Source organism: Nostoc sp. PCC 7524 (assembly GCF_000316645.1).
GTDB lineage: Bacteria > Cyanobacteriota > Cyanobacteriia > Cyanobacteriales > Nostocaceae > Trichormus.
Genome location: NC_019684.1, coordinates 5,102,162 through 5,117,416 on the forward strand (window position 1 = coordinate 5,102,162; position 15,255 = coordinate 5,117,416).

Sequence of the window (15,255 nt, forward strand, 5' to 3'; positions counted from 1 at the left end):
AAAACTTACTTTCTTATTATTAACAAATCATAGACCAGATACTGCTGCCAGACGGATAGGTAAAAAACAAAAAAATACTGATGGTTACTGTCAACTTTCTTTAGGTGTCACATGGAAATTTGACCATGCCCCGTTGGGGCGGGGTGCAGGGTGTGGGGTGTGGGGTGTAGGGGATATTGAGCATCGAACCACCACAGGGATACAAGCCTCGTCTTCTCAAGACGATTGTATTGGTCGAGGTGCCAAGCCTCGACCAATACCGTCCTCCCTACACCCCACACCCTACCCCCAACACCCTGTTGTTGACTGATCTGATGGGGTAATGATGATAGGTAAGACTTGTGGGCGGATATTTGCGATCGCTCATGACCAGAATCAACCCATCCTAAGATCAACTAAGGGCGCAAAGCCTTGCGCCCCTTGCTCTACTTATTTTTGCGATGATGAAGATGAACCACTACCCCCTTGTCTGGGGTAAGGAGCATCAACAAAACCCAACTCAAATAACTGCTGATAAGCTTTTTTACCTAATTCTCTTGTAGGGTTTTGACTTTTAATAATTTGTACCAATAAAGGTACAGCTAATTCTGGCTGATTTTGAGCGCGATGTACCAATGCTAACTGATAGGTAGCTTCATCCCGTTTTTGAGCCGTCATGAGAGCCTTTTGACGTTGGGAATCAGAAACACGAATATCAATACCAGAAAAGCTAGAGTTTAAATCTTGATAAAAATTTGATAGCTGATTATAAACCTGACGCGCTTCTTGGAGTTTTTTAGCAGCTAAGGCGTAATTTTGAGCAGCGACAGCTTGCTCCGCCTCTTTCATCAAACGTTCTCCACCAGCAATGCTCAACAGGCTGTTATTTTGAGCAGTAGGACGTAAGTTATTGGGGCTATTAGGATCAATAGGTTGTACTTGGTTCTGAGCATTAACAGGCGCTAGCAGACCAAGAATTGCTATCACCGATAGAGAAGTTATACGAATTAGAGAAGCAGGAGCAGCGACTTTCATGGGGTCAATTTGTGCAACAACTATTAAGAAATAGAACAAGGTGGGGAAACTTCGGGTATCTTAACTCTGTTTTTGTTTTTAACAAAGCGCAGCTACGTACTGAGTTTCTGTGATTTAGACTGAAAATCGGTTTCATAGAGTTCCCATAGCCCCAGCAACAACCACAATCGCCCTTATGAACGAGCGCAATCACTCCTCTGATTTATCAACCACAGGTGTACCAGCAAATAGCTTGGGATTAGTTCTCCAACGGGGTGGTGAAGAATTAATCTTAGATAAAGCTTTAGACCGCTTCACCGTCCGTTTTGTCACCGACTTTCCTGTGCAACAATTATCTCAGGTTAGTTGGGGTATTTGGCAACGCAGTATTACCCAGGCTCGATTAGAACTATTTCAGGTTGTACCAGCACAAATTGAGGAGGCGATCGCCCAAGCGCGTGCTGACCAGAATGTAGCTTTTGCCAGTCATGCTTACACAGTTAAGGATAATCCGGGGACTTTTGTTTATTTAGATGACCACATTACAATTCAGTTTGCCGATGGTGTAGATACTGCCAAAATTAATCTCATCGCCGCTACATTCCACCTCATCCAAAATAAACCAATTCTCGGTTTACCCAATGCTTTTGTGTTTCTGGTGAGTAAACACGCCACAGAAAACCCCGTTAAAATTGCTAACCAATTACAAGGTATCTCAGAAGTATTAGCGGCTGAGGCGAATGTACTCGTGCAGACAGAGCCGCATTACCGACCCCGTGACACGCTGTACACTCAGCAATGGTATCTCAATCACAATGGTGGTTATGAGCTAGTTGCAGGTTCTCATATAGCCGTGGAACAGGCTTGGGATATTACAAGGGGTGTGCGTTCTGTAGTAATAGCTGTAGTTGATGATTCCTTTGATTTAAATCACCCAGATTTTCAAGGTAGTGGCAAGATTGTTGCCCCCAGAGACTTGAGAGACAATGACTTTTTACCTTTGCCTGATGGTAGTAAGGCTAATAGTCATGGTACAGCCTGTGCAGGGCTAGCGGTGGCGGAAGAAAATGGTACGGGAATTGTGGGAGTTGCCCCTGGTTGTGCATTGATGCCTATTCGTACTACAGGATTTTTAGATGATGAGTCCATTGAGCAGATATTCAACTGGGCGATTGAAAAAGGAGCTAGTGTCATTTCTTGCAGTTGGGGAGCTTCTGCTGTTTACTTTCCCTTATCTTTGCGTCAACGGGCAGCGATTACCAGAGCAGCTAAACAAGGACGCAATGGTAAAGGCTGTGTAGTTTTATTTGCTGCGGGTAATGCCAACCGCCCTGTGAGCGGTACTATCTATGAGCAGAATTGGCCAGACAATATTTTACAAGGGTTGACGGACTGGCTGGGTGGTTTTGCTGTGCATCCTGATGTCATGACAATTGCGGCATCTACGAGTATGAATAAAAAAGCCGCCTACAGTAATTGGGGTTCTAATATTTCTGTATGTGCGCCTAGTAATAATGCTCCACCAGGTATGTCATTTCCAGAGAAGGGTTTTTTGTATACCCAACCCATGATCATGAGTTCCTTAACTGGCAGGGGAATGTTGACAACTGACCAAATAGGGACTGCTGGTTATGATCCGGGTAACTTCACGGAAAACTTTGGTGGGACTTCCAGTGCTACACCGGTAGTTGCAGGGGTAGCGGCGTTAGTATTATCAGCAAATCCTGACTTAACCGCCCAACAAGTCAAACGAATTTTAGAAACAACCGCAGATAAAATTGTAGACCCTGATACTGATCCACAATTGGGTTTACGTGAAGGCACTTACAATGAAAATGGACATTCTCAGTGGTTTGGTTACGGAAAGGTGAACGCCGCTAGGGCTGTACAAGCAGCTTTACAGATGCAGGCAAATACATCAGCTGCCGGTAAAGAAGTTAAGGTGAGTAATACCAGCCCAATTGAGATTCCCGATAACAATAGACAGGGCGTGAAGAGTGCGATCGCTATTACTGAAGCTAGTGCAGTTAAAGATATTCAAATAACAGTTAATATCAAACACGATTTTTTAGGCGATTTAGAAATTTATTTAATTGCCCCCAATCATCAACAGGTATTGCTGCAAAATCGCACCTTAGGATGCCGTACCGAGTTAAATACTACATTTACACTGCGATCGCATCCCATCCTCAAACAGTTACTCTCACAGTCGGCTCAAGGGCGCTGGCAATTATGGTTAATTGACTACGCACCCCAAGATATCGGTAAACTCAACAGTTGGGAATTGAGTTTAGGGGTTTAGTCATTAGTTATTTTTTCTTGTTTCCCTCATCTTCCCTAATTCCCAATCCCTCAAGAATTGGTAATTTCTGCAAAAGCATGATTACTAACAGCTAGTTCTGGATGGCTTAATTTTTGCAACGACTTTGTTAAATCTTCTGTCAATCGCTTGGCGTTTTGTTTCGCTTTCCCATTGACATAATCTTGGACATTAATTGCTGAACCAATGTGAATACTTACATCTGTACCCCAACTTGGATAAGGTTCACTGTAATTGATGCTAACTGGTATGATTTTTACCCCCAGTCCTGGGTGGTGGGATTCTGCACTCAAAGCTAAACGCGCAATTCCAGGCTTTAAGGGGTGAATTTTGCCATCTCTAAAAATATTGCCTTCCGGATAAATGACTAACATTTGTTCTTGTTGCAGCACTTCCACTGCATGACGCAGAGTAGCAATAGCAGGATGTTGAGGATCTATGGGAAATCCACCCATTCGACGTACAAACCAACCTTGTAACCCTCTGCATTCAGTCCGAGTCACCATAAATTGTAAATCTCTACCCGTGACATAACGACCTACAGCATAGGGTAGAAGTAAGGAGTCCCAACGCGCACGATGGGTGGGAGCTAAAATTACGGGGCCAGACTGGGGAAGATGTTCTTGTCCTGTGATTTGAATTTTGCCAAAAAACAATGGCAGCAGGATATGATGCCCCAAAAAATACGCTACAGGCGTTAACCAAGGTGAAATTTGCGTATTATTAACAGCCACCTGGGGATTTATCGGTTTGTCCGTGGGGTTTATTGGGTAAGGATCAGACACAGAGTAAAATTCCATCATGGCGGTAGCTGCGTTAAGCGGTAGAATACGGGGATAAATTATTTATGTAGTTACACCGTAGATTTTCTTCCGTAATTTGTGTGATCACAGCTGGACACTTTTACCTCTGTCCGTTGGTTTGCTGATGTCGCCTAGCCACAAACCAACTTTGTAAATGTTGGCGACAAGCTGATTCTAGAATGCCTCCTACCACCCGCAGGTGGTGGTTAGAAGCAGCACTGTCAGGAATATTGATCACAGTACGAACTGCGCCAGTTTTTGTATCGTCCACTCCATAGACAAGCTTACCTATACGTGCCTGTACAATAGCTCCTGCACACATCGGACAAGGTTCTAGAGTGACATACAAAATGCATTCATGAAGTCGCCAAGTTTGTAAGGCTTGGGCGGCTGCTCTGAGGGCGATCATTTCTGCATGAGCTGTAGGGTCATGGTCACGCTCTTTTCTGTTTTCCCCTTCAGCAATTAAATTACCATCAGCGTCAGTAATCACTGCACCTACCGGCACTTCTCCTGCGTCCCCAGCATTTTTTGCTAACTCTAAAGCTCGGTTCATCCAGTGGCGGTAAATCAAATATTCAGAGTAGTCAGGGGATTGGGGATTGGGGATTGGGGATTGGGGACTGGGGACTGGGGATTGGGGATTGGGGATTGGGGAATCGGGAGACAAGGGAGAATAACTAATGACTAATGACTATTGACTGTACTAATAAGGAGTCAAGTTGACCTTTGGTGTCTAACTGATAAAGATCATCACAGCCGCCAATGTGTTGGTTATTGATGAAAATTTGCGGTACTGTACGGCGACCGTTGGCGCGTTCGGCCATTTTGGCTCTAGCTGCTTCATCACCATCGATTTTGTACTCGGTAAAATTTACACCTTTCCACCATAGTAAGAGTTTAGCTCTGATGCAGTAAGGGCAGGTTTGCCAAGTGTATATCTCAACATTGGCTTTGATGCGTTCGGGATGGCGACCAAGTAGGGGATTAAGAAAGTCAAACATGGTTTTTATATTTATGATGTTTTGTGAATTATAAAGTCGATCAGGATGTCAGTGTTACATCCCCAGGTCATGTAGAAGTTAAGCTTTCAAGTATTAACTTATATCCATCGGTTAAAATACTTTTTCTCTTAGCATCACAACTCGTAAAAATCATACGCAGCCTTGTAGTTAAAGTGATCGCTGCTCTTATTTTCCCATCCAAAATCTATCATTAGCAGCAAAACTTAACACATATGCAAGTGGATACTATTTTCCACAGGTATCCGCCCTTTGGTAGACTTGAAAACTGAAACAGCAATAAAAATGACGCAAAGTCAAGCAGTTGAGAGGGCGACTCTGTGGAAAATACACTTGGATTAGAGATTATTGAGGTAGTAGAACAAGCCGCGATCGCATCCGCAAAGTGGATGGGTAAAGGCGAAAAGAATACTGCTGACCAGGTAGCAGTAGAGGCAATGCGGGAGCGTATGAACAAAATTCATATGCGTGGTCGCATTGTCATCGGTGAAGGGGAACGTGACGATGCGCCCATGCTGTACATCGGCGAGGAAGTTGGTATCTGCGCCCGTCCAGATGCGAAAGATTTCTGTAACCCCGATGAATTAGTCGAAATTGATATTGCGGTTGACCCTTGCGAAGGTACAAACTTGGTAGCTTATGGACAACCTGGTTCAATGGCGGTTCTGGCTATTTCTGAAAAAGGTGGATTATTTGCTGCACCTGACTTCTACATGAAGAAATTAGCAGCACCTCCAGCAGCTAAAGGTCATGTAGACATCAACAAGTCAGCCACGGAAAACCTCAAGATTCTTTCCGAGTGTCTAGACCGCGCTATTGAAGAACTGGTAGTAGTGGTCATGAAGCGCGATCGCCATGCCGATTTGATTAAGGAAATCCGTGAAGCCGGAGCAAGAGTACAGCTGATTTCTGACGGCGACGTGGGTGCAGCTCTATCTTGTGGCTTTGCTGGTACTAATATTCACGCGCTCATGGGTATTGGTGCTGCTCCTGAAGGTGTGATTTCCGCAGCCGCAATGCGTGCTTTGGGTGGACACTTCCAAGGACAACTGATCTACGATCCAGAAGTAGTGAAGACAGGTTTGATTGGCGAAAGTAAAGAAGCCAACCTTGATCGTTTGCAATCTATGGGTATCAATGACCCCGATAAGGTCTACAATGCCCATGAATTGGCATCTGGAGAAAATGTTCTATTCGCTGCGTGCGGTATCACCTCTGGCAACCTCATGCAAGGTGTGCGCTTCTTCCACGGTGGTGCGAGAACTCAAAGTCTGGTTATTTCTAGTCAGTCTAAAACTGCTCGGTTTGTGGATACCATTCATATGTTTGAGCAGCCCAAGATTGTACAACTGCACTAAAAATTAGGGAGTAGGGAATAGGGAATAGGGAATAGGGGACAGGGAACAGGGCTTTTTTACCTTTAACCTTTTCCCCATATCTCATAACCAGTACCTACTCCCCACTCCCCATTCCCTACTCCCCAATCATTAATAACCCATTACTAATTACCGATAAGAAATGAATATTGCAGTGGTGGGGTTAAGCCATAAAACAGCCCCAGTTGAAATTCGGGAAAAGCTGAGTATTCCAGAACCACAAACAGAAAGTGCGATCGCTCAACTCACCAGCTATCCCCATATTGATGAAGTTGCTATTCTCAGCACCTGTAACCGTTTAGAAATTTACATTGTTGCTGCTGAAACGGATCATGGCATTCGCGAAGTGACTCAGTTTCTTTCTGAACACAGCAAATTGCCTGTACAGTCTCTACGCCAGCACTTATTTGTGTTGCTGCATGAAGATGCAGTGATGCACGTAATGCGGGTAGCTGCGGGATTAGATAGTTTGGTGCTGGGAGAAGGTCAAATTCTGGCTCAGGTGAAAAATACTCATAAACTGGGGCAGCAATATCAAGGTATAAAAACAATTCTGAATCGATTATTTAAACAAGCAATTACAGCTGGTAAGCGTGTCCGTACTGAAACGAGTATCGGGACTGGTGCAGTTTCTATTAGTTCGGCAGCTGTTGAGTTAGCACAAATCAAAGCCGATAATTTGGCTGGTTGTCGAGTGGCAATTCTCGGTGCTGGTAAAATGTCACGGCTGTTAGTACAGCACTTGATTTCTAAAGGTGCTACACAAATTAGTATTGTCAATCGCTCCCGCGATCGCGCCCAAGAATTAGCGCAGCAGTTTTCTGAGCAGCCCATCCGCACACATTTACTCTCAGAAATGATGCAAGTAATTGCCGAAAGTGACATAGTGTTTACTAGCACTTCGGCAACAGAACCAATACTTGACCGCTCTAAATTAGAGATGGTTTTAGCACCTAACCAATCTCTAATGTTATTTGATATTTCTGTGCCACGTAACGTTCATGCAGACGTAAATGAACTGTCTCATGTTCAAGCCTTTAACGTGGATGATTTAAAGGCAGTTGTAGCACAAAACTACGAAAGCCGGAGAAAGATGGCTCAAGAAGCTGAACGGCTTTTAGAGGAGGAAATTGAGGCTTTTGATATTTGGTGGCGCAGTCTAGAAACTGTTTCTACAATTAGCTGTCTGCGGAATAAAATCGAAACTATCCGTGAACAAGAACTAGAAAAAGCTTTGTCAAGATTGGGTGCGGAATTTGGAGATAAGCATCAAGAAGTCATTGAAGCTTTAACAAGAGGAATTGTTAATAAAATATTACATGATCCGATGGTGCAATTACGGGCGCAGCAGGACGTTGAAGCCAGAAGACGTTGTATGCAAACCCTGCAAATGTTATTTAACCTGGATGTAGGTGAGCAGTTTAGTTAAATAGGGGTATAGCTATCAAGTGTATAGGGGTGTAGGGGATACATCCTTATACCTTCATATGCTTTTAAAGTTCCTCTTAAAGTTCCTCTGGATTTATCAGTAAAGCTTGATATTGCTGACGTTCTTGCTCTAGTTGTTGGAGAGCAACTTATTTGGCTTATTATTCTTGTTCGGTGCGTTGGCTTTCTTGTAGCCATAAATACATCTACTTGCGCTGCCAATCAAATTTCTCAATTTTCTTTAATATTTACTATCCAGTGAAATTGCTTTTGATTCTCTGTTATCGTTTGTCTATCGCTTTCGGGGTAAATGACCTCAGATGCGTTACTGAGAGTGATTACCATAACGCTACACCTTCACTCTTGGTTTTTTCATAGTTTAGATGGTGGAGATGGTAGTTTCCTGGTAATGATGGTATTTATGTACTATTAAATGCTCAGTAATCGCATGATCTTAAATATTGCGAATATCAAAAATCATGCGATCGCTTAGATATCATGAATCCACAACTCACCGATTTCTGATTCTCGCTTGATAATCTAGTAGCGCACCTGAGCTAATTACCGTCCGCCCATTTTTCCGATGAGTGGGAATCTGCCCTTTTTGCAGAGCCATATAGAAAGTGCTTTGATCTATGCCCAAAAGTCTAGCGGCTTGGACAAGCGAAGTACCCTGTTGAAGCCTTCCTGATTGTCTTCTGTTTCGGCGCGATAAGGGTTTGAACATAGCTAAATGTAAAGAACAACTTAAGAAATCTCAATTTTTCTCAGAACAAATCGCAAAATTAACATTAATTCAAAATTCACCATAGCAAAGCTGTTGCTGCATCAGACGAAGCCAGCACGAGAAATTCGATCTAGCTCTAATTAGATTGAGATCGAATTAAGTATAACAAATTATGAAAAGAGAACAATTTCAAATCCTGTTGCAATTTTTTAAAGCGTTGGCTGACGAAAGCCGATTGAAGATTTTAGGGATTTTAGCAAATCAAGAGTGTAGCGTTGAAGAGTTGGCAGCACTAATGCAACTCAAAGAACCCACAGTATCCCATCATTTGGCGAAACTCAAAGAACTCAATTTGGTGACAATGCGCCCAGAAGGTAACAGTCGCATATATCAGCTAGACAGTGAGGTGTTACAAAGCATCAGTAAGGAAATCCTCTCCCCAGAAAAAATAGCTTCTTTGATAGAAGATGTCGATACGGAAGCCTGGGAAAGCAAAGTCTTGAATAACTATTTGGAACCGGATACTAGCACTCAAGAAGGAGTAAAACGCCTGAAAGAGATTCCTGCTAGCCGTAAAAAACGCCTTGTGATTCTTAAATGGTTGGTAAGCAAATTTGACTTGGGTGTTCAGTACCCAGAACATGAGGTGAACGAAATTTTGAAGCGATATCATCCTGATTGCGCCACTCTGCGACGAGAGTTAATTAGCTACCAATTAATGGCGCGAGAAAATGGAGTTTACTGGCGAATAGCACAGATTTGACACTCATGAGAATGCCTATTTGAAAGTAGTGAGTGGTGTTAGCAGTAACGCGACGGTTAGCCGATGCTGAGGTAAAAATCCCAGCCCTGCCTGCTTCAAGTTCCCAAGTAAGCTTCTAAAACTTGGGGATTATTTTGAATTTCTGCGGGGCTACCGTCAGCTAAATTTTTTCCTTCAGCCAATACCCAAACGCGATCGCACAAAGACATGATCACATCCATGTTATGTTCGATAATCAGAAAGGTCATGCCGTCTTCACGGTTCCAATTGAGAATGCGATCGCATATATCATCAATTAACTTGGGATTTACTCCGGCTGCTGGTTCATCCAATAAAATCAACTTGGGATTAGTCATCAACGCCCTACCCATCTCTAGCAGCTTGCGTTGTCCTCCCGATAACCCACCAGCATACTCATAGGCTTTTTGGGCTAATCCCACAGATTCCAGTAAAAACATTGCCCGTTCTTTTAATTGCTTTTCCTCCTGAGCAACTACGTGCGGTTGTAACTGTACCTGCCAAAAATTCTCACCGGTTTGTTTTTGGGCTGCTAGCAGCATATTTTCTAACACCGACAACCTAGAGAGTGTCCGGGCTACCTGAAAAGTCCGGACTAATCCCTGCTGGGCGATTTGGTGGGGTTGTAAGTTTTGGATGGGTTCACCGTCAAAAATCACCCGTCCTTTATCTGGATGGATAAAATTTGAGAGTAAGTTGAATAAAGTAGTTTTACCAGCACCGTTGGGGCCAATTAAGCCAGTGATGCTGCCTTGGGCAACTTCAATGTGGGCTTCTTGAACAGCTTTAATCCCACCAAAGTTTTTACACAATCCACTAGCTGCTAACAGGGGAAGTGGGGATGATTGGTTATTTACCAAGGGTGAGTTCCTCCTTTTTCCCTAAGATACCTTGAGGCCGCCAAACCATCAGCACCATCAAAATTAAACCAATAACCATGATGCGAAAAGCACCTAGACGCGCTTCATCTAGGGGAATAATTCTCGGTAAAACCTCACGAGTAATCGCATCGTAGGCAAAGTAAATGACTGCACCTAAAATTGTACCGATATTATTACCCGAACCACCGAGAATGACCATAATCCACGAGTCAAAGGTGAGTTGTGGCTGAAAATTATCAGGGTAAATGGCGCTGATTTGCCAAGCAAAGAAAGCACCAGCAACACCTGCGATCGCACCACCTAGCATCAAGGATTGTAACTTGTAGGAAAAGACATTTTTACCCATTGCTTTGGGTACTTCTTCATCTTCGCGGATAGCTTTAAGGACTCGACCCCAAGGCGATCGCACCAGATATTCTAAACGCCAAAATACAAACGCTAAAACTAACAGCGATAACAACATTAAACCTGCTTTCGGAATGTAATTATAGAGCGTTATCACCCCAGAAATATAAATTGCTGCTGCCAATAACCCTAAAATACTTCCTACTACTAAACGGGTGGTAAATTCACCCTTACTACCGACTTGAGAATTCCCATCGGCAACCCGTGATTTTTGGGCGCGACGAATCCACCCCCATAAAGAAAAGGTAGTAATGGCAAACAATAACGTTAGTATGCCAATCATCACCAAGCGAAACAACAAACTCGGCGGTGTTGATAGAGGGAGCGGATAACTTTGGACACCAAAAGCCCCAGATACCCAGGTATTACCTATAGGTAACTCTTGGTTATTCACCACTAAACGAATCAGTTCTCCTGTGCCAATAGTGACAATTGCTAAATAATCTTCACGCAGACGCAAAGTTGCTAAACCGATAATCAAGCCCAACAAAGAAGCCACAATTGCCCCGGCAATGGCGGCTATGAGTAAGGGAACACCCTGTAAACTCAACAAGACGGTAGTGTAAGCGCCCAAGGTCATAAAAGCAATATGACCAAAGTTAATTAACCCTGTAAAACCCCACTGTAAATTGAGTCCTAAACTAAACAGGGCAAAGATGGCTGTAGAAATGGCAAGAAAAATTAGATATTCAATCATTGGTGATTAGTGAATAGTTAGTAGGCAATAGGCAATAGGCAATAGGCAATAGGCAATAGTAATAGTTATTCTCCTCTGCTCCCCTGCTCCCCACTCCCCACTCCTCGTTAACCGTTTCCGATTTTTGGGAACAATACCCTTGTGTTTTGGGTAAGTGAAGAGTAGATGAACTTGCTGAGAATTAGAATCCATCACTTAATTGAGCAATTAGGGGACGAAGAACTAGAAAGCGTTTGGAGTGATATCCATGCGCTGCATTGTGACTTTTATATGCGTAAAGCTATACAACAAGTCAAGCGATCGCAGCAACCGTGGGACATATTAACTCATGATGAAGCAGTCAGGATGTTGATGTTTGTCTAGGGTAGGGGACTGGGGACTGGGTACTGGGGACTAGAGACTGGGGACTGGGATAAAAATCTACTTTGTCTACCTTGTCTCACCCTACACCCTTATACCCCTACACCCTTGTCCTTCGGGTTCGGCAGTTGCACCCTGTGGGAAGGCTAACGCCAACATGGGGGAAATCCACTACGTACCCGTCACTGCTTCATCTCATGCTTCCATCTTTCTCAAGGTGAGCCTAGTGAATCTAGAAATGCGCTATGCCAGGTCTTTTTTAGTAGACCTTAAAAGTTTAGAACCTGCTGCCTACCAGCGAGTATATGATTTTGTGTTTTATGAGTTTGCGGAAAATTGGCCTTTGCATTCTTTGCCAGAACTGCGACAACTGGATGATGAGGGCATTTTTCATCGGTTTACTATCGATAATTATCTGATTGGCATAGAAATTAGGGGTGAGATTGTAAAATTTCTCCGAGTCATACCTATGCCAGATGTTTAGGGTGAGGAGTTTCTCAACACTTAAAACTGTATAAGGCAAAGCAGGGATGGGTCTACCGTTACATTACACTTGATTTTAAAGGACACTTTACTAGAGATTTCCCTATGGATGCGAAGGCACTTTGGCAACGATACCAAGATTGGTTATATTTCCACGAGGGATTAGGACTGTATCTAGATGTTAGTCGGATGCGTTTTGATGATGCCTTCGTGAATTCGTTGCTGCCGAAGTTTGACAAGGCGTTTGCGGATATGGCGCAATTGGAGAAGGGTGCGATCGCTAATCCGGACGAGAACCGCATGGTTGGACACTACTGGCTAAGAAACCCAGACTTAGCGCCTACTCCAGAACTTACACAAGAAATTGTCCAAACCCTAGAACAAATCGAAGCCTTTGCTGAAAAAGTCCAAACAGGTGCTATTCATCCTCCCAAAGCAAGCCGCTTCACAGATATTATCTCTATTGGGATTGGGGGTTCTGCCCTCGGCCCTCAGTTTGTCGCTGAAGCCCTCACCCCAGAATTTCCACCCCTGAAAATTCACTTTATTGACAATACTGATCCGGCTGGGATTGATCGGGTTCTCACTCACCTCAGAAATAATTTGGCTAGCACTTTGGTGTTAGTCATTTCTAAATCTGGAGGCACACCAGAACCCCGTAACGGCATGATTGAAGTCAAAAAAGCCTATGCTGGACAAAATTTAGATTTTGCTCAATATGCAGTAGCTATTACCAGTGCTGATAGCAATCTAGACAAATTAGCAAAAGCTGAAGGCTGGCTAGCAAGATTCCCCATGTATGACTGGGTGGGTGGACGTACTTCAGAAATGTCTACTGTCGGTTTAGTTCCCGCCGCATTGCAAGGTATTGATATTCGCGCCATCCTAGAGGGTGCGAAAGAAATGGATGACGCTACCCGCGTCACTGATGTGAAAAAGAACCCGGCGGCGTTGCTGGCTTTATCTTGGTATTTTGCTGGTAACGGTAAGGGTGAAAAAGATATGGTTGTCTTACCCTACAAAGACAGCTTGCTGTTGTTCAGCCGCTATTTACAACAGCTAGTTATGGAATCCTTGGGTAAGGAGAAAGACTTAGATGGCAATACTGTTTACCAAGGTATTGCTGTTTATGGTAACAAAGGCTCAACTGACCAACACGCTTATGTGCAGCAGTTGCGTGAAGGTGTACCCAATTTCTTTGCTACCCTGATCGAAGTTTTAGAAGATCGTCAAGGCCCATCTCCAGAAATAGAACCTGGTGTAACATCTGGTGATTATCTCTCTGGTTTTCTTCAAGGAACTCGCCAAGCCCTGTATGAAAATCAGCGCGATTCGATTACAGTCACCGTTCCCCAAGTTAACCCCCGCATTGTAGGCGCGTTAATCGCTTTGTATGAGCGTGCTGTCGGTTTGTATGCTAGTTTGGTCAACATCAATGCTTACCATCAACCAGGGGTAGAAGCTGGGAAAAAAGCTGCGGCTGCCATTCTCGATCTGCAAACTAAGGTAGTAGGATTACTACAAACAGAGAAAACTGCCCTCTCTGTAGAACAAATCGCGGAAAAAGTGGGTGCTGCGGATCAAGTAGAAGCCATCTACAAAATTCTGCGTCATTTGCACGCTAATCAACGCGGTGTAGTATTCCAGGGAAATCTGGGACAACCGGGTAGTGTAAAGGTTTCTCTCGGCTGATCACTCTGACTTAACTTTGACGCATTGTTCAATAGAAATTTCTCACTCACAAGCATCCTAATTTTTAGGGTGCTTTACTGTTAGATTGGCGTTGTTGATTGAGTGGGGATTGGGGATTGGGGATTGGGGACTGCACTCAGCACTCAAAAAGCTCTGGAAGTTAGTACAGGTTTTGGCTGACGAAGTGTTGGTTAAAGTAGCTCTTGGGTAGAAAACAGCGATCGGGTAAGAAAGGATCATCTGTATATTGGGATAGGAAAGCTAAGGGTGGATCTTTGTGACAAAATGGAGCCACAAGTCCCCATTCTTCTGCTAACCAAATCCAGTATCCTATTTCAATCTTGCCGTAGTTTGATACAGTGAGAATTTCACCAACGCTGTTATTAATTGGTACGACTTCAGGGGATGACTTGATTTCTGTTAACAGCCAACCTAACTCATCTACAGTAAAGTAATAATCATAATTAGCAGCTATGTTAACGAACTGCTGGGGGTTTTTAGCTGCTAGCAGTTTATCTTTGAGGGTTGGTGTTTTTTGAGCTAAATCAAATAATTCCCAAATCTGCTTTCTGGTAACAAGAAACCAAGCCAATTCCTCCGCCGTTAAACTATAGCCGTTCTGTTTTGCTAAGTTAATAAACTGCTCAAGGTTATAAGTTTCTCCTAGTTGATGTTTGATGAAGAAATCTTGTTCTACAAATGTGAAGAAATCATTAATTTTTTGCCATGTAGACTTATTAAAATTATTGGGACTTTTTATTTTTTCTTTCCAATTAATATATTCTTCATCTTTGAGAAAGAAATTCCAAATCTGGTAATACATAATTCATTTTTCCTTAATATTTAGAGTGGTTGGGAGTATTATTAAATATCAGTGTAGTCAGTATCTCATTGGTTATTCGACAGTATTAATTTAAAAGTTTTTGTAAAGGCAAACACTCAGGGTACAAGTATGAAGTTTATGTAAAGTCTGTTACTTTGATTGACGGTATCTAAACGTAAATAAGAGGCGATCGCGTCTAGTTTACTGTTACTTTTCTTAATATAAAATCACAGGTATTTTAGTGAGAGCGATCGCTCATAATTTATTGTTACTTTTCTTCATCTAAAATTAGAGTAACACTGATAATTTTGGGTGTAAAAATTATGAATTGACAGCAAAACTACTCTGGGAGAGCCAAAATAAATTATTCCAAATTGACGCTTAGTGCGGTGCGTCAGTATGAATAATTTCTTGGTACAGCTAGGTTTTCTCCCACTGACGCACCCTACATTTTGCTGTTGGGG

At 43.1% G+C, this 15,255-nt stretch carries 16 protein-coding genes; 7 read left to right on the plus strand and 9 right to left on the minus strand.

Features of this window, described 5'->3' with window-relative positions:
- Positions 1 to 107: 107 nt before the first annotated feature.
- Both NOS7524_RS29630 and NOS7524_RS20690 read right to left on the minus strand, forming a co-directional pair.
- Complete coding sequence (locus NOS7524_RS29630; protein ID WP_144050897.1) at positions 108 to 395, minus strand: hypothetical protein; 288 nt, start codon at positions 393 to 395, stop codon at positions 108 to 110.
- A 34-nt stretch (positions 396 to 429) separates the two neighbouring features.
- The gene (locus NOS7524_RS20690) at positions 430 to 1,014 is read right to left on the minus strand and encodes a hypothetical protein (RefSeq protein ID WP_015140432.1); all 585 of its coding nucleotides are present in this window, start codon (positions 1,012 to 1,014) and stop codon (positions 430 to 432) included.
- Positions 1,015 to 1,189: 175 nt separating this feature from the next.
- On the opposite strand from NOS7524_RS20690, the gene NOS7524_RS20695 reads away from it, so the two are divergent.
- A complete protein-coding gene (locus NOS7524_RS20695) occupies positions 1,190 to 3,295 on the plus strand; it encodes a S8 family serine peptidase (RefSeq protein ID WP_015140433.1) in 2,106 nt (701 codons plus the stop codon).
- Positions 3,296 to 3,345: 50 nt separating this feature from the next.
- On the opposite strand, the gene NOS7524_RS20700 is transcribed toward NOS7524_RS20695, so the two are convergent.
- From NOS7524_RS20700 to grxC, 3 genes are all read right to left on the minus strand, one after another.
- Positions 3,346 to 4,116, minus strand: a complete 771-nt coding sequence (locus tag NOS7524_RS20700; RefSeq protein ID WP_015140434.1) for a lysophospholipid acyltransferase family protein — start codon at positions 4,114 to 4,116, stop codon at positions 3,346 to 3,348.
- Positions 4,117 to 4,216: 100 nt separating this feature from the next.
- Positions 4,217 to 4,672 carry a tRNA adenosine(34) deaminase TadA gene (tadA, locus tag NOS7524_RS20705; RefSeq protein ID WP_015140435.1) on the minus strand — a complete coding sequence of 152 codons (456 nt, stop codon included), beginning with the start codon at positions 4,670 to 4,672 and terminating at the stop codon, positions 4,217 to 4,219.
- Positions 4,673 to 4,796: 124 nt separating this feature from the next.
- A complete protein-coding gene (grxC, locus tag NOS7524_RS20710) occupies positions 4,797 to 5,120 on the minus strand; it encodes a glutaredoxin 3 (RefSeq protein ID WP_015140436.1) in 324 nt (107 codons plus the stop codon).
- A 338-nt stretch (positions 5,121 to 5,458) separates the two neighbouring features.
- Here grxC and glpX point away from each other — a divergent pair, with 338 nt between their 5' ends.
- The gene (gene glpX / locus NOS7524_RS20715; protein WP_015140437.1) at positions 5,459 to 6,496 is read left to right on the plus strand and encodes a class II fructose-bisphosphatase; all 1,038 of its coding nucleotides are present in this window, start codon (positions 5,459 to 5,461) and stop codon (positions 6,494 to 6,496) included.
- Positions 6,497 to 6,656: 160 nt separating this feature from the next.
- The gene (locus NOS7524_RS20720) at positions 6,657 to 7,943 is read left to right on the plus strand and encodes a glutamyl-tRNA reductase (protein ID WP_015140438.1); all 1,287 of its coding nucleotides are present in this window, start codon (positions 6,657 to 6,659) and stop codon (positions 7,941 to 7,943) included.
- A gap of 510 nt (positions 7,944 to 8,453) precedes the next feature.
- Here NOS7524_RS20720 and NOS7524_RS28870 read toward each other — a convergent pair.
- Positions 8,454 to 8,669 carry a helix-turn-helix domain-containing protein gene (locus NOS7524_RS28870; protein ID WP_083882624.1) on the minus strand — a complete coding sequence of 72 codons (216 nt, stop codon included), beginning with the start codon at positions 8,667 to 8,669 and terminating at the stop codon, positions 8,454 to 8,456.
- A 172-nt stretch (positions 8,670 to 8,841) separates the two neighbouring features.
- Here NOS7524_RS28870 and NOS7524_RS20725 point away from each other — a divergent pair, with 172 nt between their 5' ends.
- Complete coding sequence (locus NOS7524_RS20725; protein WP_015140439.1) at positions 8,842 to 9,432, plus strand: DUF2087 domain-containing protein; 591 nt, start codon at positions 8,842 to 8,844, stop codon at positions 9,430 to 9,432.
- Positions 9,433 to 9,527: 95 nt separating this feature from the next.
- On the opposite strand, the gene NOS7524_RS20730 is transcribed toward NOS7524_RS20725, so the two are convergent.
- Both NOS7524_RS20730 and NOS7524_RS20735 read right to left on the minus strand, forming a co-directional pair.
- Positions 9,528 to 10,310: an ABC transporter ATP-binding protein gene (locus NOS7524_RS20730; protein ID WP_015140440.1), complete on the minus strand. Its 783-nt coding sequence runs from the start codon at positions 10,308 to 10,310 to the stop codon at positions 9,528 to 9,530.
- Positions 10,300 to 11,433: a branched-chain amino acid ABC transporter permease gene (locus NOS7524_RS20735; protein WP_015140441.1), complete on the minus strand. Its 1,134-nt coding sequence runs from the start codon at positions 11,431 to 11,433 to the stop codon at positions 10,300 to 10,302. Before NOS7524_RS20735 ends, NOS7524_RS20730 begins: the two co-directional genes overlap by 11 nt.
- 165 nt (positions 11,434 to 11,598) lie before the next feature.
- On the opposite strand from NOS7524_RS20735, the gene NOS7524_RS20740 reads away from it, so the two are divergent.
- The 3 genes from NOS7524_RS20740 to NOS7524_RS20750 all read left to right on the plus strand — a co-directional run bounded on the left by NOS7524_RS20740 (position 11,599) and on the right by NOS7524_RS20750 (position 13,968).
- Positions 11,599 to 11,796: a hypothetical protein gene (locus NOS7524_RS20740; protein ID WP_015140442.1), complete on the plus strand. Its 198-nt coding sequence runs from the start codon at positions 11,599 to 11,601 to the stop codon at positions 11,794 to 11,796.
- 223 nt (positions 11,797 to 12,019) lie between these two features.
- Complete coding sequence (locus NOS7524_RS20745) at positions 12,020 to 12,277, plus strand: hypothetical protein (protein WP_041555877.1); 258 nt, start codon at positions 12,020 to 12,022, stop codon at positions 12,275 to 12,277.
- Positions 12,278 to 12,381: 104 nt separating this feature from the next.
- The gene (locus tag NOS7524_RS20750) at positions 12,382 to 13,968 is read left to right on the plus strand and encodes a glucose-6-phosphate isomerase (protein WP_015140444.1); all 1,587 of its coding nucleotides are present in this window, start codon (positions 12,382 to 12,384) and stop codon (positions 13,966 to 13,968) included.
- A gap of 160 nt (positions 13,969 to 14,128) precedes the next feature.
- On the opposite strand, the gene NOS7524_RS20755 is transcribed toward NOS7524_RS20750, so the two are convergent.
- A complete protein-coding gene (locus NOS7524_RS20755; protein ID WP_015140445.1) occupies positions 14,129 to 14,791 on the minus strand; it encodes a Nif11-like leader peptide family natural product precursor in 663 nt (220 codons plus the stop codon).
- Positions 14,792 to 15,255: the final 464 nt, after the last annotated feature.